We start from the raw sequence: 21,367 nt of genomic DNA on the forward strand, positions 1-21,367 counted from the left end.
AGAGCCCGCGACCGCATCGGGAGCGATGCGGGGGGCTTGCATCCCGGCGGCTTCGGTTTCATAGATGAAACATGCGCGACGATAATCCTTCACTTTCAACCGGTGATCCCATCCTGCCGGAGGCCGACGGGGGGCGGCGGTACAGTGCGCCGGCGCTGGAGAAGGGGCTGGATATCCTGGAGGCGCTGTCGGCGAGCCGGGAGGCGATGACACTGAGCGAAATCGCCGAGGCGCTCGGGCGGAGCAAGGGCGAGATCTTCCGGATGGTGGCGGTGCTGGAGGCGCGCGGCTACATCGAGCGCGGCGACGACGACCGGTTCCGGATGGCCGGCCGGCTGTTCCGACTGGGGCTGGAACGCCCGGGCACGCGTGATCTCCTGGACGTGGCGGCTCCGGTAATGACGGCGTTCGCCGACGCGACGGGCTATTCCGCGCACCTGGCGGTGGTTTCAGGGACACAGATGGTGGTGGTGCGGCGGGCGGAAAGCGGCAGCCAGATCGGGCTTTCCGTGCGCGTCGGCTACCGGGATCCGCTCGTCATCACCGGCTCGGGCCACTGCCTGCTCGCCTTCATGGATCCGCGGCGGCGGCACCGGCTGCTGGCGCAGATCGGCGAGGAGGACCCGCGGCTGGACATCGGGGCGCTGGTCGCCGACCTGGAACGCTGGCGGGCGCTCGGCGGCGTGCTTCGGCCATCCGGGACGATGGAGGGCTCGCAGGACATTTCCGCGCCGATCATCGATCCGCGCGAGGGCGGCGCGGTGGCGGCGCTGACGGCGCCCTACATCCGCCTGAAGCTCCGCCCGATCGAGGCAGGCGCCCTGCTGACGCGCCTGATCGAGGCGGCAGGACGGATCTCGGCCGCGCTGGCGTGAGACGATCGGTTTACAGGTGGAACGATGGCGTGTATGTGAATCCTCCTGAGGCGGGCGCCAGATCCGCCCGTTCCAGGGAGGTTCGTCCATGGCGTTCGCGACCCGCCGCATCGGCACCACCGGCCTCGTCACCACCGAATACGGATTCGGCGGCGCACCGCTCGGCAACATGTTCCGCAAGATCCCGGAAACCGAGGTCGAGGCGCTGCTGGACGGGGTCTGGGAGGCGGGCTTCCGTTTCTACGACACGGCGCCCTACTACGGCTTCGGGCTTTCAGAACGCCGGTTCGGCGACGGCCTGCGCGAGCGGCCGCGGGACAGCTATGTCCTCTCTACCAAGGTGGGTCGGCTCCTGAAGCCGAACGCGGGCGATCATCCGGCGCGCCAGGAGTTCTGGTCGCCGATGCCGTTCGAGCCGGTCTACGACTATTCCTACGACGGGGTGATGCGTTCCTTCGAGCACTCGCTGCAGCGGCTCGGGATCGACCGGATCGACGTGCTCCTGATGCACGACATCGGCCGTGTCACCCACGGCGTACGTCACGAGGAGCTGTTCCGGATCGCGATGGACGGCGGGGCGAAGGCGCTCGGCGAGCTGCGCGACCAGGGCGTGGTGCAGGCGATCGGGCTCGGCGTCAACGAGTGGGAGGTCTGCGAGGCGGCGATGGATTTCGCCCGCTGGGACTGCTTCCTCCTGGCGGGGCGCTACACCCTCCTGGAACAGGAGTCGCTGGCGTCGTTCCTGCCGCGCTGCCTCAAGGAGCAAGCCTCGGTAATCGTCGGCGGCGCCTACAATTCGGGCGTGCTCGCCACCGGGCCGGTGGCCGGGGCTCACTACAACTACGCGCCAGCGCCGCAATGGGTGCTGGACAAGGTCGGCCGGATCGAAGCGGTCTGCCGCGACCACGGGGTGCGGCTGCCGGCGGCGGCGCTCGCCTTCCCGCTTACCCATCCGGCCGTCGCCTGCGTCATCCCCGGCATGTCCCGGACGACGGAGCTGGCGGCGAACCTCTCCATCCTGGACGAGGCGAAGCGGATTCCCGTCGCGCTCTGGCGCGACCTCAAGGCTGCGGGCCTGATGCGCGAGGATGCGCCGGTTCCGACCGCCTGAACGATCGACGAGGACAGGATCATGACCGATCGGCTGAAGAACAAGATCGCGGTGGTGACGGCCGCCGCTCAAGGCATGGGCCGCACCAGCGCGCTCGCCTTCGCCCGGGAAGGTGCGCGGGTGATCGCGACCGACATCAACGCGGAGAAGCTGAAGGAGCTGGAGGGCACGCCGGGGATCGAGACGCGCGTGCTCGACGTGCGGTCGGCCGAGGCGGTGGCCGCGTTCGCCGCGTCCATCCCCGCGCCGAATGTGCTCTTCAACTGCGCCGGCTTCGTCCATGCCGGGACGATCCTGGACTGCGACGAGGCGGCCTTCGACTTCTCCTTCGACCTCAACGTCAAGTCGATGTACCGGATGATCCGGGCGCTGCTGCCGGCGATGATCGAGAACGGCGGCGGGGCGATCGTCAACATGGCGTCGGTGGCCTCCTCGGTGATCGGAGCGCCGAACCGGTTCGTCTACGGCGCGTCCAAGGCGGCAGTGATCGGGATGACCAAATCGGTGGCGGCGGACTTCGTCACCAAGGGCATCCGGGCGAACGCAGTCTGTCCGGGCACGGTGGAGAGCCCGAGCCTGCACGACCGGATGCGCGCGCTTGGCGATTTCGACACCGCGCGCGCCGCCTTCATCGCCCGCCAGCCGATGGGCCGGCTGGGCACGCCGGAGGAGGTGGCCGAGCTCGTCGTCTACCTCTCCAGCGACGAAAGCTCCTTCATGACCGGCCAGGCGCTGGTGATCGACGGCGGCTGGTCGAACGTTTGAGGGTGGGCCGAGGCGCTCCGGTCTGCGATGATCGGCGCCGACAGATCAGGCTCCCCCCGACTTTTTTCTTCCCATAATCAGGACTTCGCATCGATGAAACTTCTCCGCTACGGACCCACCGGCGCCGAAAAGCCGGGCCTGCTCGACGCCGACGGCAAGATCCGGGACCTTTCCGCCCATGTCACCGACATCGCCGGCGACGTTCTGACGCCTGAGGGGCTCGCCCGGATCGCCGCGATCGATCCGGCGTCGCTGCCGCTGGTGGACGGCCCGGTGCGCTACGGCCCCTGCGTGGGACGGGTGGGCAAGTTCATCTGCATCGGGCTCAACTACGCGGACCACGCGGCGGAAACGGGTGCGACGATCCCCAAGGAGCCGATCCTGTTCATGAAGGCGACGTCGGCGATCACCGGGCCGAACGACAACGTCATCATCCCGCGCGGCAGCCAGAAGACCGACTGGGAGGTGGAACTCGGCGTGATCATCGGCAAGGAGGCTCGCTATGTCTCCGAGGACGACGCGATGGACCACGTGGCCGGCTACTGCGTGATCAACGATGTGTCGGAGCGCGCCTTCCAGACCGAGCGCGGCGGCCAGTGGACCAAGGGCAAGTCGGCCGACAGCTTCGGACCGATCGGGCCGTGGCTGGTGACGGCCGACGAGGTGGCGGATCCGCAGAACCTGAAGATGTGGCTCTCCGTCGACGGGTTGACCCGGCAGAACGGCTCGACCACCACGATGGTGTTCGGCGTGCGCACGCTGGTGTCCTACATCTCGCAGTTCATGAGCCTGCAGCCGGGCGACGTGATCTCCACTGGCACCCCCCCGGGCGTCGGCATGGGGATCAAGCCGGAGCCGGTCTACCTGAAGCCGGGCCAGGAGATCCGGCTCGGCATCGAAGGGCTCGGCGAGCAGATGCAGACAACGGTCGCGGCCGGCTGAACGCCGTTTCCTGAGGGTTGATGACGATGGACGGCCGCCCTCAGGGCGGCCGTTTCAGCTTGCCGCCCGGCGGAGGACGTCTGCGAGGAGGTCGCGGGCGCGATCGTCGCCGGCTGCGGCGGCGCGCTCCAGATGGAGGCGGGCGGCGGCGTAGTCGGGCGGCTCGGACCAGTAGGCGGCGAGTTCGCCAAGCGCGACGAGGGCCTGCGGCTCGCCATCGGCCAGCGCAGACTCCAGCCAAGTGCGCGCCGCTTCGAGGTCGCGCGGGACGCCGACGCCGCGCATGTGGAAGCGGCCGATGTTGACCTTGGCGATCGGGTGACCGGCTTCGGCGGCGATCCTGGAATAACGCGCGGCCTTGGCGAAATCGGTGACCACGCCGTTGCCGGTAGCGTAGGCGACGCCGAGCTCGAAGGCGGCGGTCGCGTTGCCGCGGCTGGCCGCGGTTTCCAGGTCGGAGGGAGGCGACGCGGCGGCGGGCCGAAGCGTTCCTTCCGTGCCAGAGCGGGCGATCTGTTCCAGATTGCGCACGGCGCCGGCATGGCCGAGGACGGCCGCCTGACGGTACCAGCGCGAGGCGAAGCCGAGATCGACAGGGCGGCCGATGCCGCGAGAGTAGAGATCGCCGAGGCGGGCCATGGCCTCCGCGTCACCGCGGGCGGCGGCACCGCGGAGCAGGGTTTCGGCACCCTCAATGTCCTTGCGGACGCCGAGCCCTTCCAGGAGAAGCAGGCCGAGGTGGCGCATCGCCTGGGCGTTGCCCTTTTCGATGGCGCGCTTGAAGAAGCCGGCGGCCGCTTCGTAGTCGATGCCGGTGCCGAGGCCGTACATCAGTTGGACGCCGAGCGACATCAGGGCGGTGCCGTTGCCGGCCTCCGCCGCCTGCTCGAACCAGCGGCGGGCCGCTTCGTGGTCCGGGGCGCCAAGGTGGCCGCCGGCGAGCAGCGTGCCGAGCCCGAGGGCCGCCTCCGGGTTTCCGGCCTCCGCGGCCTTGCGGTACCAGTCGGCGGCGGCGGCCGTATCGGCGGGGCCGCCGATGCCGGAGGCGAGGATGTAGCCGAGCGTCGCCTGCGCCGCGACGATGCCGGCCTCGGCGGCGCGGAGGGCATGGTCGCGGGCTCCGGCATGGTCGGCGGCGAGCGTCGTGCCGTTCGGGAAGAGTTGGCGAATCGCCGGCCCGAGCGCCGGTTCCGGGCGGCCGTCGCCGCGCAGGAGAAGGGTGGCGAGCGCGGCGTCGGCGCGGGCATCGCCGGCTCCGGCGGCACGGCGGTACCAATGGGCGGCGTCGGCGAGGCTGCGGGCGAGGCCGTGGCCGCGTTCGTGCAGCACGGCAAGCGCGAGGGCGGCTTCCGGGTCGCCCTTCTCGGCTGCGGCGCGGTAGACGCGTGCGGCTTCGACCGGCTTGTCGGCCTCAAGCTCGACCTTGGCGCGGGCGACCCGGTCGCGGCGGAACAGGCGGCGCAGACGGGAGGGACGGGCCGGCGTCGGCGCGGCGGCAGCTGCCGATGCAACGGGTTCGGCAACGGGGACGGACGCGGCGTCGGTCATGGTTCGGAGAACCCCTCGTTGAGGTTGGCCAGCGCGCCGTTGAGCAGATAGGACAGGATGGTGTGCGCGCCGACGTCGATGTCGGCGGTGAGCGGCATGCCGGGGACGAGGCGGAAGTCGTCCGGTACGCGGCGAAGGTTGGTGTCGATGAGTTCGACCGTGGCGACGTAGTAGGGCTGGCCGCCGGCCTGTTCGCTCGGGGTGAAGCTGTCGGCGCTGACGGTGCGTACACGGCCGGACGCGGAGCCGTGCTCGACGAAGGGCCAGGCCTCGAACTTGAGCTGGACCTCGTCGCCGACCTTCACGAGCCCCTGGTCGCGGGCTTCCACCATCACCTCGACCTCGTAGGCGGTGTCGAGGGGGACGAGGGTCATCATCTTCTCGCCGGACTGGAGCACGGAGCCGACGGAGAAACTGCCGACCTGAAGAACGACGGCATCCTCGACCGCCCTCAGTTCGATCAGGTCGTGGCGCCGGGTAGCCTTGGCGAGCTCCTCGCGGGCGGCGTCGAGGGCGATCTGGCGGTCGCTCAAGTCCTGCGCGAGGCGGGCGCGCCACTGCTTGAGGTAGACGATGCGCTCGCTGCGCAGCGCGGCGAGCTCGTGGTTGGCGGCGCGGATGCGGCCCTCGTTGGTGACGACGTTGCGCTCCATCTCGACGCGGTTGTCGGTGGCGACGAGGGCATTGAGGCGGCTGCCGGCCTGCTTCTTCTCCAGGGTCTGACGCATCTTCTCCACGTCGGCGAAGATCACCAGGCGCTGACGGAAGAATTCGATGTCCTTGTTGGCGTTGGCGATCTCGGCCTCGACGCCGGCGATCTTCTCGTCGTAGCGGGCAAGCGCCGCCTCGTACTCGGCCTTGCGGGAGGCGTAGAGGGCGCGCTGGGCCGTGACGTGAAGGCCGTCGCGGGCGGGAGCGTAGGGCGTTCCGTCGAGCTCGGCGGAGAGGCGGGCGATCTCCTCCGCGAGCGCCGTCGTCTGCTGCTCGACGCGGGTGAGGTCGGCGGTGGAGAAGGTGGGATCGAGGCGGGCGAGGAGGTCGCCCTTGCGCACGACCTGGCCGTCGCGAACGGCGATCTCGCGGATGATGGAGGTTTCCAGCGGCTGGACCAGCATGGTGGGCTGGACGGAGATGACGCTGCCGCGGGCCTGGACCACCCGGTCGATCGGCACGACGCCGGCGAGCACGGCGGCGGCGGCGATGGCGGCGGCGATCAGGTGCAGCGTGGCGCGGGCGCGCCAGGGCACGGGACGGCCGAGCAGCTCGGCGGTGTCGGACTGGAAGTCCCTGATGTCCTTCGCCGCCGGCCCGTCAGGCGCGGGCGGCCGTGCCGTGACGCTCGACATGCGTGGCTCCCGAGAGGTGGCGGTTCTGCTGGTACCAAAGGTGGTTGTAGACGGTGCAGCGCTCCAGAAGATCGAGGTGGCGGCCGGAATCGATCAGGCGGCCGCGGTCGAGGACGAGGATCTGGTCGCAGTCGGTGAGCGAGGCGAGGCGGTGTGAGATCACGATCACCGTCCGCCCCTTGGAGATGCGGCGGAGGTTCTCGGCGATGATCGCCTCGCTGTCCGGATCAAGCGCGCTGGTCGCCTCGTCGAAGACCAGCAACGGCGGATCGGTGACGAGGGCGCGGGCGATGGCGAGGCGCTGGCGCTGGCCGCCGGAGAGGTTGGAGGCGTGCTCCTCGATGAGGGTGTCGTAGGCGCGCGGCAGGCGCTCGATGAACTCCTCGGCGCCGGCGAGGCGGGCGGCCTCGATCATCCGCTCGTGGCCGGCCTCGGGCATGCCCATCAGGATGTTGTCGCGGATGGTGCCCTGGAAGAGGAAGCTGTCCTGCAGGACGACGCCGGTGCGGGCGCGCAGGTGGTCGAGGTCGATCTCGCGCAGTTCCACGCCGTCGATCTTGATCAGGCCCTCGTAGGACTGGTGCAGGCCCTGGAGGAGGCGGGTGATGGTGGTCTTGCCGGAGCCGGAGCGGCCCATGATGCCGACCACGGTGCCGGGTTCCACGGTGAAGGAGACGCCGTCGAGCGCGGGGGTCTTGGCGCCGTCGTAGTGGAAGCGGACGTCGTGGAAGGAAATGCGGCCGTTCATCTGCGGGCGCACGCCGTTGGCGCGGCGCGGTTCGGGCGCGACGTTGACGACGGAGGCCACCTGCTCCACCGCGCCGCGGACCTCCTGGATCTGCTGCATCAGCGCGGCGATCTGGACGATCGGCTGGGTGGCCCGGCCGGCGATCATGGTGAAGGCGACGAGCGTGCCGGCGAAGACGGTGTGATCGCCCTGGATCGCCAGGAAACCGCCGAAGCAGAGCGAGCCGGCGTAGATCAGCTTCTCCAGCGGGGCGAGCAGGGTCTGCGGCTGGTTGGCGAGGAACTGCATATCGGTGGAAGCGACCACGGCGCGGGCGACGCGGACGTCCCATTCGCGGCGCTTGCGGCCTTCCAGCGCCAGCGACTTCACCGTGCGGATGCCCTGCAGCGACTCGATCATGAACTGGTTCTTGCGCTGCTCGGCCTCGATGACCTTCTGGTAGCCGCGCTGCATGGGGCCCATGTAGGCCAGCACGACGATGCCCATCAGCACCGCAATGCCCATGACGAAGGTTGCGAGCCAGGGGTTCAGGACGAACATGGCCGGCACCAGCACGATCAGGGTGGTGGCGTCCAGGATGGTGCCGAACAGCTGGCCGGTGAGGAAGTTGCGGACCCGGCGAACCTCGCCGAGCTTGTAGTTGATGATGCCGGTCGGGTTCTTGTCGAAGAAGTCGATCGGCAGCGCGATCATGCGGTCGAAGATCTGGGTGGAGACGCGCGCGTCGATGCGGGCGGTGGCGACCGCGACCATCAGACGGCGGAGGTAGCCGAGGGCGGTCTCGAAAGCGAGGATGGCCGCGACCGCGCCGACCAGCACCCACAGCGTCGACATGCGCTGGTGGACGAGAATGCGGTCGATGACGACCATGTAGAGCATGGGCGGGACGAGGGCGAGAACGCTCATCGCCATGGCTGCGATGCCGATGTCGCGGAAAAGCCGGCGCTCCTTGAGGACCACGGAGACCATCCAGCCGATCCCGAAGGGCCGGGCGATCTCGTCGACGTCGTGGCGGCGCTTGACGAGGTAGGCCTCGCCGCGCCAGTGGGCCTCCAGCCGCAGTTCGTCGACAGCAAGCGCGGGCGCGGAGGGGTTGGCGGGATCGCGCACCATCAGGGCGACGGTCGCGCCTTCACGGATGATGCCCTCGGCGACCAGGCAGTCGCCCGAGGTCAGGCGCAGGATGACCGGGAAGGCGTCGCCCAGCCTTTCCAGGTCCGCCCAGGCGAGCGTGGTGCGACGGGCGCGGAAGCCGGTCTCGTCGGCGATGCGGATCAGGCGGCGGGCTGAGAAGGTCTCGCCGGAGCCGAAGCGGGCGCGCAGCGCGTCGACGCCGAGGTGGACGCCCAGCTTCTCGGCGACCAGCGCAAGGGCGGCCATGGCGGAATCGGGCCCGCCGTCGGTCGCCGTGGACGGTCCGGCCGTCTCCGCGTCGCTTGCCCTCATCGCCTCTCACACCAACGGCCTTCAACCCCTCCGAACCATGGGGGTCGCCGAGGCGCAGTGTGTTTCGTATTGGTTAACGATCGGTTGACAGATCCTTTCCAGGGGGTGCCCCTCGGTAACGCGGCGTTAAGCATGATCGCCGTAGAGCAAGGGGAGCGAGGGATGCGGACCGCGGCGGACCGCCGGCTCCTCGGACGAGCGCTTCGGGGGCGGGCGATGCGGCGGCGGGTGGTGATCCACTGGGGAATCTCCAGCTTCTTCGGCTGGGGCGTCTACGGGCTCAATCTCGCCCTGCACTGGTCGCGCGATCCGGAGCTGGAGCCGATCGCCTCGATGCCGATCCGGGAGGACCAGATCGCGGTCGACCCGCTGAAGCGGCTGGCGCTGCAGCCCTTCCTGGTGCAATCCGCATCGCTGGTCGGCAAACTTTCCCCGTTCCAGAACACACCGGTGACGGTCGACGGGCCGCTGCTTTGCGCGCTCGGCAACGACTTCTCCTCCACGCCGCTCAGGGCGGGAGTGCCCTTCGCCGGCCGGCCGTCGATCGGAGTGGTGTTCTTCGAGGTGCCGCAACTCGACGCGGCCACGCTGGAGCGGGCGCGGGCCTTTCCGCTCATCGTGGCCGGATCGACCTGGAACGAGCGGATCCTCAGGGCCTACGGCCTCACCAACGTCACGACGGTGATCCAGGGGGTCGACCCGACGCTGTTCCACCCTGCCCCGAAAGGGGGCGCGCTCGGCGACCGGTTCCTGGTGTTCAGCGGCGGCAAGCTGGAGCTGCGCAAGGGGCAGGACCTGGTCGTCGCCGCCTTCAAGCGCTTCGCCGCGCGGCACCCGGACGCCATGCTGGTGACCGCCTGGCACAGCCCGTGGCCGCAGTTCGCGCGCACGCTGGACGCCTCCGGCTTTGTTGCGCCGATCCCGTTCGACGCCAACGAGCGGGTGGACGCGAAGGGCTGGGCGCGGGCGAACGGGATCGCGGACCACCAGTTCCTGGATCTCGGCGCCGTGCCCAACGCGCACATGCCGACGGTGCTCCGGGAGATGGACGTGGCGCTCTTCACCAACCGCAGCGAAGGCGGCACCAACCTCGTAGCAATGGAATGCATGGCCTGCGGGGTGCCGACCATCCTTTCCGCCAACACCGGTCATCTGGACCTGATCGGCGAGGAGAACTGCTACGTGCTTGCGCGGCAGCAGCCGCACGGCGGCGCCGGGGCGGCGGTGGGCGATGTGCCGGGCTGGGGGGAGAGCGATGTCGACGAGGCGGTCGATCTCCTGGAGCGGGCCTACGCGGACCGGACGGACGCGCGCCGGCGCGGCCTTCGCGGTGCGGACACGCTGTCGCGGCTGACCTGGGCGCGGACGGCGGCGGACATGAAGCGGGTGGTGCTCGACCAGATCTCGCGTATCTAGCCGCGCTGCGGCGGCGCGCCGGCGAGGGCGGTGGCCACGGAGGCGACAACGGTTTCCCAGTCGCCGCGGGTCGGCTGGCGGTGGAGGCGCATGGCGGGATACCAGGGCGTCGTCAGCCGGCCTTCCAGCCAGCGCCAATCGGGTACCTGCTTCAGCATCAGTTCGGTGGGACGGCCGAGCGCGCCGGCAAGGTGCGCGATGGCGGTGTCGGTGGTGACCACGCGGTCGGCCAGCGCCAGCAGCGCCGCAGCGTCGAGGAAGGCGTCCGGGCCGTTGTCGAACTCGGGGCCGGGGTGCTCGATGGGAAAATCCGGCTCGGCCAGCCGCCAGCCGCCGCCCCAGACCGGCTCGAGCTGCTCGTGGCCAAGCTTGTGGACCGAGATCAAGCGGATGCCGGGCACCGCCAGCAGCGGCGCGAGGAGGGCGGCATCGGCGATGCTGCGTCCGCGGTCGACCGGCGAGGCGGGATTGCCGCGGAAGGCGACGGCGACGATCGGACGTTCGTCCTTGCGCAGGCGGTCGCGCCAAGCGGAGACGAGACCCGGGTCGGCCTTCAGGTAGGGCGTCTTCGCCGGGACGGCACCGAGCGTCAAGCCGAGGCGGTGCGGCAGGCCGAGCAGCGGGACCGCGAGGTCCATCTGGGACGGCGCTTCGCCCTCCCCCACCACGTCGACGCCCTCCATGGTGCGCAGAAGTTTCACCAGCGGACGGTGAACATCGAGGGTAACTTCACCGCCGAGCGACGCGGCGAGCGGCACGAGCCGCGCGAACTGGATCGTGTCGCCGAGCCCCTGCTCGGCGTGGACGACCAGGTGGCGGCCCGGGAAGGGCGCGCCGGTCCACTCCGGCGTCGTGGTGTAGCGGCGCGGCGAGGCGAGCGGGGTGACCTTCCAGCGCCACTCGTATTCGGCAAAGCCGGTGGCGAAATCGCCGGAGCGAAGCAGCACGTGGGAAAGATTGTTGTGCGCTTCGGCAAGGTCCGGGTGGTCGGCGATGACGGCGCGGAGCGTTTCGGCGGCCTCGGCGGGGCGGCCCGCTTCGGCAAGCGCGTTGCCGAGATTGTGACGGGCGTTTCGGTTGGCCGGGTCGCGCTTCAGGGCGGCAAGGAAGACCTCGATCGCCGCATCCGGTTCGCCCGCCGCGTTCAGCGCCGTGCCGCGGGCGACCCAGGCCTCGACGCGCGCTTCGTCGAGCGCGACGACGGTGCCGTAGGCCTCGGCGGCGGCGGCCGGGTCGCCGGCGGCGGCGAGCGCGTTACCGAGGTTGAACCAGGCATCGACCATGTGCGGGGCGATGCGGGTGGCCCGCCGGATCAGGGCGATGGCCTGATCGAAAGCACCCCGGGCGCGCATGGCGACACCGAGGAGATGCAGCGCATCGGCGTTGTCCGGGTCCTGCTCCAGCACCCGGCAATAGGCGTCGGCCGCTTCGTCGATGCGGCCGGAGCGGTGGTCGGCGAGGGCCGCGACGAGGAGCCGGGCGACGTCGGCCATCAGCGCCCTCCCGGGACGGCGGCGAGGGCGGCGGCGACCGCCTCGGCGACGCCGCGCCAGTCGCCCGCGCGGCGCTGGCGGAACAGCCGCATGGTCGGATACCAGGGGCTGTCGGCGCGGCCTTCCATCCAGCGCCAGTCCGGCGCGAACTTCAGCATCAGGAAGGTCGGGCGAGCGAGCGCGCCGGCGAGATGGGCGGCCGCCGTGTCGGAGGTGATGACGAGGTCGCAGAGGGTCATCACCGCGGCGGTGTCGAGGAAGGCGTCCGGGCCGGCGTCGAAGCCGGGTCCGGGCGAGACGACGCGGGCGCCTTCGGGCAGACCGGCGAGCTGGTCCAGGCCGTGCTCCTTCTGCAGCACGACGAAGCGGGCGCGGCGGTCCTTCAGCACGGGGTGGAGGTCGGCGAGCGGCGGGGAGCGGCCTTTGTCGGCGCGGGCGCGTGGGTTGCCCTGCCAGACGAGGCCGACGAGCGGACCGTCGCCCGCCGGCAGGCGGGTGCGCCAGGTGGCGACGCGCGCCGGCTCGGCGGCGAGGTAGGGCACCTGGACCGGCAGCGAGTCCAGGGTGATGCCGAGGGCGAAGGGCAGCGACATCATGGCGATCTGGATGTCGTGGTCGGGCACCGGGCCGCCCTGCTCGACGAACTCCACGGCGCCTCCGAAGTCCATGCTGGAAAGCAGTCCGAACAGCGGTCGGCGCACTTCCAGGAGAACGCGGCCGCCGCGCCGGGCGACGAGCGGCAGGAAACGGGCGAACTGGATGTGGTCGCCGAGACCCTGCTCGCCGTGGATCAGCAGGCGGCGGCCCTCGAAGGCGCGGCCGTCCCACTGGGGGGCGGTGAAATCGCGCGGCACCAGCTCGCCGGACTTCCAGCGTGCCTCGTAGTCGGCGAAACCGCCGGCGAGGTCGCCGACCGCCAGGCGGGCGTGGGCGCGGTTGACCTTGAGGTCGGCGTCGGTGGCGGCGAGCCGGACGGCCCGGTCGAAGTGCGGCAGCGCCTCGGCGGGACGGCCGAGGTCCTTCAGGGCGTTCCCCATGCCGCGGTGGACCTCCGCCAGCCATGGCCGCAGCACGGCGGCCTGCTCCAGGAGCGGCAGGGCCTCTGCGGCGCGGCCGGTCTCCACCAGCAGCGAGCCGAGGTTGACGAGGGTCTCGGCGGACTTCGGCTGCGCGGCGAGAACCGCGCGCAGCATCGCCTCGGCCTCGTCGGTGCGTCCGGTGCGGCGGTAGGCGATGGCGAGGTTGGTGGAGAACTCGGCGCTGTCCAGGCCGGCCCGGCGGGCGCGCTCCAGGAAGACCAGCGCCTCCGGGTAGGCCTGCCGCTGGAGCGCGATGGCGCCTAGCATGTGGATCGATTCGGCGTGGTCGGGGTGGTCGGCGAGAATGGCGCCGTAGAGGCGGCGGGCGTCGTCGCGGCGGCCAGCCTTGTGGACGTCGAGGGCGTGGGCGAAGGCCTTGGCCGGATCGTCCACGCGGCGAGGCCGAGCGACGGCGCTGGTGGTGCGGACGGGCAGCAGGCGCTTGCGGTCGCCGGCCGCGAGGGCGGCGACCTCGCCGGCCAGCTTGGCGACCACGTCGGCCCAGGGCTCCGGCGCGGTGAGCGCCGCCTCGCTCTGCCGGAACAGGCGCAGGGTGGGGTACCAAGGGCTGTCGGACCGGCCGCGCAGGAAGCGCCATTCGGCGTTTGCCTTAAGGATCGCGAAGGTGGGCCGGCCGAGCGCGCCGGCGAGATGCAGGGCGGCGGTGTCGGTGGTGACGACGAGGTCCAGGTTGGCCATCACGGCGGCAGTGTCGAGGAAGGCGTCCGACCCCTCGTCGAAGTCGGGGCCCAGGGTTTCCACCGGGAAGGCGCCGCGGAGGGCCGCGACCTGCTCGGATCCCGGGCCCTTCTGGAGCGCGATGAGCCGGACGCCGGGGATCGCGGCGAGCGGCGCCAGGGCGGAGAGCGGCACCGAGCGGCCACGGTCGACCAGCGGGTCCGGGTTGCCCTGCCACACGAGGCCGATCCGGAAACCGTCCTTCTCGGCCAGACGCGCGGCCCAGCGGCGCACCCGCTCCGGTTCGACGGCGATATAGGGCACGGCCGCCGGGATGGTTTCCACGCGCGTCCGGCTGAGGAAAGGCAGGCTCATGACCGGGATCATGCCGTCGACGGGCGGGATGGTCTCGCCTTCCACGACGACGCCGTCGACGCCCTTGGCCATCGCCATCAGCCTGGCCAGACGGGCGCGGCAGCCGACGAGGACGCGGGCGCCCGCCGCCTTCAGGAGGGCGGCGTAGCGGACGAACTGGATGGCATCGCCGAAGCCCTGCTCGGTGACGAGCAGGAGCGTCCTGCCGGCGGGATCACCGCCCTTCCAGAGCGGGAGATTGTCGCCGGCCATGCCGACGCGGGCGCTCTTCAGGCGCCACTCGTAGGCCTCCAGACCCTTCTCGAAGTCGCCGTCGAGGAGATGGGTCATGCCGAGCGCCATGTGGGCGTCGGCATAGTCCGGGCGAAGCGCGATGGCGCGGCCGAAGGCTTCGCGCGCCTCCTCGATCAGGCCGGTCTCGTAGAGCGCGGTGCCGAGATTGGTCCAGATCTCGGCGTGCGCCGGCCTGACGGCAAGCGCGCGGCGGTAGAGCCACGCGGCGAGGCGCGGGTCGCCGGCGCGGCGCTCCTGGACGCCGAGGTTGCCGAGCGCGTCCGGCTCCTCGGGCTGGATCAGCAGCGCCTCGATCCAGGCTGCGCGCGCGGCGACGACATCGCCGGTCTCGTCGAGCACGTTGCCGAGGAGCACGCGGACGGCGGCATCGGCCGGCGCCAGCGCGGCGGCGATGCGGAAGGCGGCGACGGCGGTGCCGGATCGGCCGGCCGCGCGAAGGGCGACGCCCTGGTTGCGGCGGATCATCGGATCGCGCGGATAGGCCTCGGCGAGGGCGGTGGTGAGCCGCACGGCCGCATCCGCGTCGCCGCGGGCGATCAGCAGGGAGACGAGATTGGACAGCGCCGCAGGGTGGGCGGGCGAAAGGGCGATCGCCTGGCGGAGCACGCCCTCGGCCTCGGCGATCCGACCGGCAGCCTTCAGGAGGACGCCGAGGTTGGCGAAGCCGTCCGCGTTCTCCGGAGCGACCCCGACGGCGCGCCAGGCGAGCGGCAACGCCTCGGCGACGGCCGCCGGCGTGCGCGCGCCGCCCTCGAAGATCGCCATCGCCAGGAGATTGTTGGCCAGGGGATCGTCGGCGTCGAAGGCGAGACGGCGGCGGTAGATCACCGCGGCGTCGGCGTAGTGGCCGGCGGCATGGCGGGCGATCGCGTCCTCCACCGGGGGCGGGGCGGTTTCCCGCTCGGCCCGCAGCAGCTTGGCGCGCAGGGTGACCAGCGGGGCGAGCGCGGCGCGGACGTCGGCCACGGCCCCGGCGAAATCGCCAACCTCCGGCTGCCGGAACAGGCGCATGCTGGGGTAGAAGGGCGAGGTTTCACCGGACAAACCCCAGCGCCAGTCCGGAACGTGCTTCAGCACCACCCAGACCGGGCGGCCGGAGGCACCCACCACGTGGGCGACCGAGGTGTCGGATGTGATGACGAGGTCGAGCGAGCGGGCGACGGCGACGGTGTCGAGGAAGGCGTCCGAGCCGGTGTCGAAGTCCGGGCCGAGGTCGAGCAGGCGCATGCCCTTCGGCGCATCGGCCACCTGCTCGGCGCCGAAGCCCTTCTGCAGGGGATAGAAGACCACACCCGGGAGGTCGGCCAAGGCGGCGTAGGTGGAGAGCGGGAAGGAGCGCCGACGCTCGGCCGGGCTGCTCGGATTGCCCTGCCAGACCAGCCCGACGCGGAACGGCCGGTTGAGGATGCCGGCCGCGCGTTCGGTGCGCAGCAGGCGGTCGGCCCAGCGCACGACGCGCAAGCGGTCGGCGTGGAGATAGGGCCGCGCCGGGCGCAGGTGTTCGGGCTCGAGGCCGAGGCGGTGCGGCAGCGAGAGCAGCGGGATCCAGCAGTCGAAGGCGGGCAGCGCGTCGCCCCCCTTCAGGAGCGTGATGCGCTTGTCGCCGGCTTCCGGGCGGAACGGGTCGGCCTGGGCGAGGAGGTTGAACAGCACGGGCTGGACGACGACCACGACGCGGCCGACCCGTTCGGCGGCCTCCCGGACTAGGCGGACGAACTGGACGGTGTCGCCGAGGCCCTGTTCATAGTGGACGAGCAGCGTCTCGCCGGGGCGTGGCTCGCCGGTCCACAGCGGCTTGCCGGCGACGACCGCGGGGTCACGGTGGTTCGACATACCCAGCCGACGCTCGTAGCCCTTCCATCCCGACCAGTCGCCGGACAGGATGCGCGTGGTGCCGAGATTATAGGCGAGCTCGGTGAACTCGGCCGGGTCCAGCCCGGAACCGGTCCACAACGCCAGCGCCTCGCGGACGCGGCCGATCTGGGACAGGCAGACGCCGAGATTGAGGATGCCGCCGCGGTGGCGGGGGTCTACCCGCAGCAGGTGGGTGTAGGCCTCCACGGCCTCCTTGTAGCGGCCGAGCTCGAACAGGCAGACGGCCAGATTGTAGAGCGCGTCGCGGTTGTCGGCCTCGCAGGAGAGCGCCCGGCGCAGCAGCGACTCGGCGATGTCGTGCCGGCCCTGCAGGCTGCGCACGTGGGCGAGCTGGTTCCAGAGCGCCGCGCTGCCGACGTCGACGGCAAGGCCCTGCTCCGCCGCGACCGCCGCATCCTCCAGTCGGCCGGCGGCGACCAGGGCGAAGGCGTAGTTGGTCCAGGGCCCGGCGGTGCGTGGGGCGAGACGCACGGCGGTGGCGCCGGCCTCGACCGCGGCAGCGACGCGTCCGGCGTCGATCAGCGGCATGACGAGGTTCTGGAACGGAGCGGACCGTTCCGGCATCCGGCGGCAGGCGGCCTCGATCAGCGGAATCGCCTCGCGCACACGCCCGGTCTGGTGCATCAGCACGCCGAGCAGGTGGCTGGCCTCCGCGTCATCGGGGTCGGCGGCCAGCAGGGCGCGGTAGATCTCCTCGGCGCCGGAGAGGTCGCCGCGCTGGTGGCGCGCACGGCCGTCCTCGACGGTAGCGCGGGGGCCACCATCCGGTCCGGTCCTTGCGGGCTCCATCACCATCGACATCGGCGCTCGGCCCCAGCGTCAGTAGGCGGCGTAGGATTTTTCTTCCTGGATCGCGGATCCGAGGGCGGCGTTGAGCGCGCGCTTGAGATCGGCGCGCTTGTCGTTGGTGACATAGACGGCGCGGGCGAGCTCGATGAAGCGCGGGCCGAAGTCCTTGGCGCGCTCCTGGTCGCGGATCTCGTCCTCGATGTCCCAGAGTTCCAGGTTGACCGCCTTCAGACCGGCCGTGAGGGCGCGAACCTCGTCGGTGATCGCCGCCGCGGCGAGCCGGCCGTTGAGAAGCTCCAGTTCGCGGCGGACGTTGGCCAGCTTGGCCGCGTCGCCGATCCGCTCGGCCTTGATCTCAAGGATGGTGATCTTGTCGATCAGCTCGCCCCAGGACACCGGTACCTCGATCATCGCCGCCCTCCGCCGCCGCCGCCGGCGCGCACCAGCGCCCCTTCGAAATGGCGTGGCCCGGTTCGCGAACCCGGGATGCGAGTTCGCGAACCGGGCCACGGTCGCCGAGATCGTTCGTTCAGGATCCACGCCGGCGCTGATTCGAACGCTGCACCAACGCAATCCACAAGTCCAGGTGCCGGACCGGGGCCCGGCACCCTATAGGCGTCATGACCAGGTGATGTCCCCTGCCACGATGTTGGTGGTGCCCGTCAGCTTGATCTCGATGTCCGCCGAGCCGTTGCCGTTGGTGTCGATCTGCAGGGTCTTGGTCCCGGTGTCGAACCGCACCTCGTTCGCCACGCTGCCGAAGGCGGTGTTGCCGATGAAGGTCATCGACCCACCCAGCGTGAACACCAGTTCGTCGGTCCCCGACACGAAGTCGGTGATCGTATCGGCCGCCGAGCCGGTGCCCGACTGGTTCGCCGCGGTGAAGCGGAAGGTGTCGATGCCGCCGCCGCCGGTGAGCGTGTCCGCCCCCGTGCCGCCGGTGAAGGTGTCCGCCCCGAGGCCGAGGCTGACGGTCACCGCGCCGGAACCGGTCACCACCACCACGTCGTCGCTCGCCGAGCCGGTGATGTTCTCCACCCCGGTGAGGGCGATGCCCGCGGTCGCCGAGCCGAGCACGATGGTGTCGGTGCCGCCGGAGCCGGTGAGCGTCTCGACGTTGTTCACCGTCATGCCGGTGGTCGCCGCCGAGAGCACGATCACGTCCGTGCCGCTCGATCCGGTGAGGACCTCGATGCCGGAGAGCGTCGTGGTCTGGCCGGCGGTGAGGGTCACCGCGTCGACACCGGAGGAGCCGGTGAGGGCTTCGACGCCGGTCAGCGTCGCCGTGGTCCCGCCGGAGAAGGTCAGCGTGTCGAGCCCCGTGCCGAGGTCGATCGTTGACCGACCGCCGGCGAAGGTGATCACATCCGCTGCCGCGCCCGCCGTCACCGTCTCCGTGTTGTAGACGGTCGCCGTGGCGCCCGCCGCGTTGAAGACGATGCCGTCGTTTCCGCCGCCGAGGTTGAAGGTGCCGGTCGTCGCCGCCGTGAAGGTGACGGTGTCGGCCCCGGTGCCGCCGAGGATGGACTCCACGTTGGTCACGCTCACCGCATTGTTTCCGACGGTGATCCGGAGCTCGTCCGTACCGGAACCGAGGTCGACGACCACGCCGCTGGCGTTGGAGAGCGTGATCGTGTCGGTGCCGCCGACGCCGGTGATCGTCTCCACGTTGGTGACGGAGAAGGAGTTGGTGCCCGTGGTCAGCGTCAGCTTGTCGTTGCCGCTGCCGAGATCCACCCATCCGCCCGCCAGGGCCGTGGTGAGGATCACCTCGTCGATGCCGGTGTTGCCGACGATCGTCTCGATGTTCGCCACGGTCACCGTGTTGGTGCCCGCCGCCAGGCTGAGCCTGTCGGTGCCGGCATCAAGGTCGATCGTGCCGGACGTCCAGGCGGTGCCGAGGGTCACCAGATCCCGCGTCGCGCCACCGGTGATGGCTTCGACGTTGGAGACGGTCACGGTGGTCAGGCCGCCGAGGGTCAAGCTGTCCGATCCGCCGAGGAGGTCGATCGTCCCGCTCATGCCGCCGGCGATGGTCACCGCGTCCACACCCGTGCCGCCGGTCACCGTCTCCACCGCGTAGAGGGTCGCGGTGGCGCCGTTGTTGGCGAAGGTCACGCTGTCGTTGCCGGCGCCGAGATTGACCGTGCCGGTCGCGGCCGCCGTGAAGGTCACCGCGTCGGCACCCGTGCCGCCGAGAATGGATTCCACGTTGGCGACGCTCACCGTGTTGCTGCCGGTGGTGATCCGGAGCTCGTCCGTGCCGGAGCCGAGGTCGACGACCACGCCGCTGGCGTTGGAGAGCGTGATCGTATCGGTGCCGCCGACGCCGGTGATGGTTTCCACGTTGACGACGGAGAAAGAGTTGGTGCCCGTGGTCAGCGTCAGCTTGTCGTTGCCGCTGCCGAGGTCCACCGATCCGCCCGCCAGGGCCGTGGTGAGGATCACCTCGTCGATGCCGGTGTTGCCGACGATCGTCTCGATGTTCGCCACGGTCACCGTGTTGGTGCCCGCCGCCAGGCTGAGCCTGTCGGTGCCGGCATCAAGGTCGATCGTGCCGGACGTCCAGGCGGTGCCGAGGGTCACCAGATCCCGCGTCGCGCCACCGGTGATGGCTTCGACGTTGGAGACGGTCACGGTGGTCAGGCCGCCGAGGGTCAAGCTGTCCGATCCGCCGAGGAGGTCGATCGTCCCGCTCATGCCGCCGGCGATGGTCACCGCGTCCACACCCGTGCCGCCGGTCACCGTCTCCACCGCGTAGAGGGTCGCGGTGGCGCCGTTGTTGGCGAAGGTCACGCTGTCGTTGCCGGCGCCGAGATTGACCGTGCCGGTCGCGGCCGCCGTGAAGGTCACCGCGTCGGCACCCGTGCCGCCGAGAATGGATTCCACGTTGGCGACGCTCACCGTGTTGCTGCCGGTGGTGATCCGGAGCTCGTCCGTGCCGGAGCCGAGGTCGACGACCACGCCGCTGGCGTTGGAGAGCGTGATCGTATCGGTGCCGCCGACGCCGGTGATCGTCTCCACGTTGGTGACGGAGAAGGAGTTGGTGCCCGTCGTCAGCGTCAGCTTGTCGTTGCCGCTGCCAAGGTCCACCGAGCCTCCAGCCAGCGCCGTGGTGAGGATCACCTCGTCGATGCCGGTGTTGCCGACGATCGTCTCGACGTTCGCCACGGTCACCGTGTTGGTGCCCGCCGCCAGGCTGAGCCTGTCCGTGGCCGCGCCGAGGTCGATCGTGCCCGATGTCCAGGCGGTGCCGAGCGTCACGAGGTCCCGGGTGGCACTACCGACGATGGTCTCCGCGTTGGAGACGGTCACCGTGGAAAGACCGCCGAGGGTCAGGCTATCCGTGCCGGCCTTGAGGTCGATCGTGCCCGTCAAGCTGCCGGAGATGGTGACGAGGTCGATGCTCGCCCCGCCAGACACCGTTTCGGTGTTCGCCACCGTCACCGTGTTCAGGAAGGCGCCGAGCGTCAGACTGTCGCTGCCCGCGCCAAGGTCGACCTGGCCGGAAATCAGCGTCGCCAGCGTGATCGTGTCGGAGCTCGCGTCGCCTGTCACCGTCTCCACGTTGGAGACCGTCGCCACGTTCGTGAACTTGCCGAGGATCAGGCGGTCGCTGCCGCCCATCAGGTCGATCACCACCCCGCTCGCGTTGGTCGCCATCACCACGATGTCCGAACCGGCGTCGCCGGTCACGGTCTCGACGTTGGCGACCGTCAGGCTGTTCGACGCGTTGGCGAGAACCAGCGTGTCATTGCCGGCGGCAAGGTCGATGGTCCGGCCGGTGTAGGCGGCGGTCAGCGTCACCTTGTCCGCGCCGGCATTGCCGACGACGGTTTCGACGTTGGACAGGGTGACGTCGTTGGTGCCGTTGTAGAGCACCAGCGTGTCGTTGCCGGCTGCGAGATCGAGGCTGCCGGAGATGGCCTGGCCGAAGGTCACCACATCGCTGCCGGTGCTGCCGACCAAGGTTTCGACGTTCACCACTGTCACTGTGTTGCCGGAGCCCGACAGCGTCAGGCTGTCGTTGCCGGCACCGAGGTTGATCGTGAAGCCGGTCACCGCGCCGGTCAGGGTGACGAGGTCGGTGTTGGTGCCGCCCGTCACCGTCTCGATGTTGGAGACCGTCGCCGTGTTGCCGGTGTCGGCAAGCGTCAGGCTGTCGAGGCCGGCCGCAAGGTCCACCGTGCCGGAGACCGCCGTGGTGAAGGTCACCGCGTCGCGGCTCGCCTCGCCGGTCAGCGTCTCCACGTTGGCCACCGTCAGCGTGTTGACGAACTTGCCGAGCACCAGCGTGTCGCTGCCGCCGTTGAGATCCACCGTCCCGGCGGTCACCGCCGAGCCGAGCACCACCCGGTCGGCGCCCGTGCCGCCGGTCACCGTCTCAACGTTCAGGACCGTCGCCGTGCCGCCCGTCACCAGCGTCAGCTGGTCGGAGCCCGCGCCGAGATCGATCACCGCGTTGGAGAGGGTGTTGGCCAGCCACACCTGGTCGGAGCCGGTGCCGCCCGTCACGCTCTCGATGTTGACCACCGAGAGGGTGTTCGCCGCCACCGAGGCGAGGACCAGGCGGTCCGTGCCGCCGAG

12 protein-coding genes are annotated in these 21,367 nt (G+C 70.7%); 5 read left to right on the forward strand and 7 right to left on the reverse strand.

The features are described from left to right. The first annotated feature begins 71 nt into the window (after positions 1 to 71). The 4 genes from HZ321_RS18410 to HZ321_RS18425 all read left to right on the forward strand — a co-directional run bounded on the left by HZ321_RS18410 (position 72) and on the right by HZ321_RS18425 (position 3,693). Positions 72 to 875 (forward strand): IclR family transcriptional regulator, encoded by an 804-nt coding sequence (locus HZ321_RS18410; RefSeq protein WP_181703858.1) that lies wholly within the window; start codon positions 72 to 74, stop codon positions 873 to 875. A gap of 88 nt (positions 876 to 963) precedes the next feature. Further along, positions 964 to 1,986, forward strand: a complete 1,023-nt coding sequence (locus HZ321_RS18415; protein ID WP_181703859.1) for an aldo/keto reductase — start codon at positions 964 to 966, stop codon at positions 1,984 to 1,986. A 21-nt stretch (positions 1,987 to 2,007) separates the two neighbouring features. Continuing rightward, complete coding sequence (locus HZ321_RS18420; protein WP_181703860.1) at positions 2,008 to 2,751, forward strand: SDR family oxidoreductase; 744 nt, start codon at positions 2,008 to 2,010, stop codon at positions 2,749 to 2,751. A gap of 93 nt (positions 2,752 to 2,844) precedes the next feature. Next, the gene (locus tag HZ321_RS18425; protein ID WP_181703861.1) at positions 2,845 to 3,693 is read left to right on the forward strand and encodes a fumarylacetoacetate hydrolase family protein; all 849 of its coding nucleotides are present in this window, start codon (positions 2,845 to 2,847) and stop codon (positions 3,691 to 3,693) included. 54 nt (positions 3,694 to 3,747) lie between these two features. On the opposite strand, the gene HZ321_RS18430 is transcribed toward HZ321_RS18425, so the two are convergent. From HZ321_RS18430 to HZ321_RS18440, 3 genes are read right to left on the reverse strand one after another with little or no spacing between them, the layout of a single operon-like run. Further along, on the reverse strand, positions 3,748 to 5,241 hold the full coding sequence (locus HZ321_RS18430; protein ID WP_181703862.1) for a tetratricopeptide repeat protein: 1,494 nt from the start codon (positions 5,239 to 5,241) through the stop codon (positions 3,748 to 3,750). Continuing rightward, positions 5,238 to 6,587, reverse strand: a complete 1,350-nt coding sequence (locus HZ321_RS18435) for an HlyD family type I secretion periplasmic adaptor subunit (RefSeq protein WP_181703863.1) — start codon at positions 6,585 to 6,587, stop codon at positions 5,238 to 5,240. Before HZ321_RS18435 ends, HZ321_RS18430 begins: the two co-directional genes overlap by 4 nt. Next, the gene (locus HZ321_RS18440) at positions 6,553 to 8,781 is read right to left on the reverse strand and encodes a peptidase domain-containing ABC transporter (RefSeq protein ID WP_181703864.1); all 2,229 of its coding nucleotides are present in this window, start codon (positions 8,779 to 8,781) and stop codon (positions 6,553 to 6,555) included. Before HZ321_RS18440 ends, HZ321_RS18435 begins: the two co-directional genes overlap by 35 nt. A gap of 162 nt (positions 8,782 to 8,943) precedes the next feature. Here HZ321_RS18440 and HZ321_RS18445 point away from each other — a divergent pair, with 162 nt between their 5' ends. Beyond that, positions 8,944 to 10,197, forward strand: a complete 1,254-nt coding sequence (locus HZ321_RS18445; RefSeq protein WP_181703865.1) for a glycosyltransferase family 4 protein — start codon at positions 8,944 to 8,946, stop codon at positions 10,195 to 10,197. On the opposite strand, the gene HZ321_RS18450 is transcribed toward HZ321_RS18445, so the two are convergent. The 4 genes from HZ321_RS18450 to HZ321_RS18465 all read right to left on the reverse strand — a co-directional run. Further along, on the reverse strand, positions 10,194 to 11,690 hold the full coding sequence (locus HZ321_RS18450; protein ID WP_181703866.1) for a tetratricopeptide repeat protein: 1,497 nt from the start codon (positions 11,688 to 11,690) through the stop codon (positions 10,194 to 10,196). The two genes, HZ321_RS18445 and HZ321_RS18450, sit on opposite strands and share 4 nt — an antisense overlap. Beyond that, positions 11,690 to 16,792 carry a tetratricopeptide repeat protein gene (locus tag HZ321_RS18455; protein WP_181703867.1) on the reverse strand — a complete coding sequence of 1,701 codons (5,103 nt, stop codon included), beginning with the start codon at positions 16,790 to 16,792 and terminating at the stop codon, positions 11,690 to 11,692. The genes HZ321_RS18450 and HZ321_RS18455 overlap by 1 nt, the downstream gene beginning before the upstream one ends. Positions 16,793 to 16,810: 18 nt before the next feature. After that, entirely contained in the window at positions 16,811 to 17,191 is a 381-nt protein-coding gene (locus HZ321_RS18460; RefSeq protein ID WP_181703868.1) for a DUF6165 family protein, read from the reverse strand. A 207-nt stretch (positions 17,192 to 17,398) separates the two neighbouring features. After that, the coding region (locus HZ321_RS18465; protein WP_206682802.1) for a beta strand repeat-containing protein at positions 17,399 to 21,367 on the reverse strand (3,969 nt) is incomplete at its 5' end.

Source organism: Chthonobacter albigriseus (genome assembly GCF_013839445.1).
Taxonomy (GTDB): Bacteria; Pseudomonadota; Alphaproteobacteria; order Rhizobiales; family Pleomorphomonadaceae; genus Chthonobacter; species Chthonobacter albigriseus.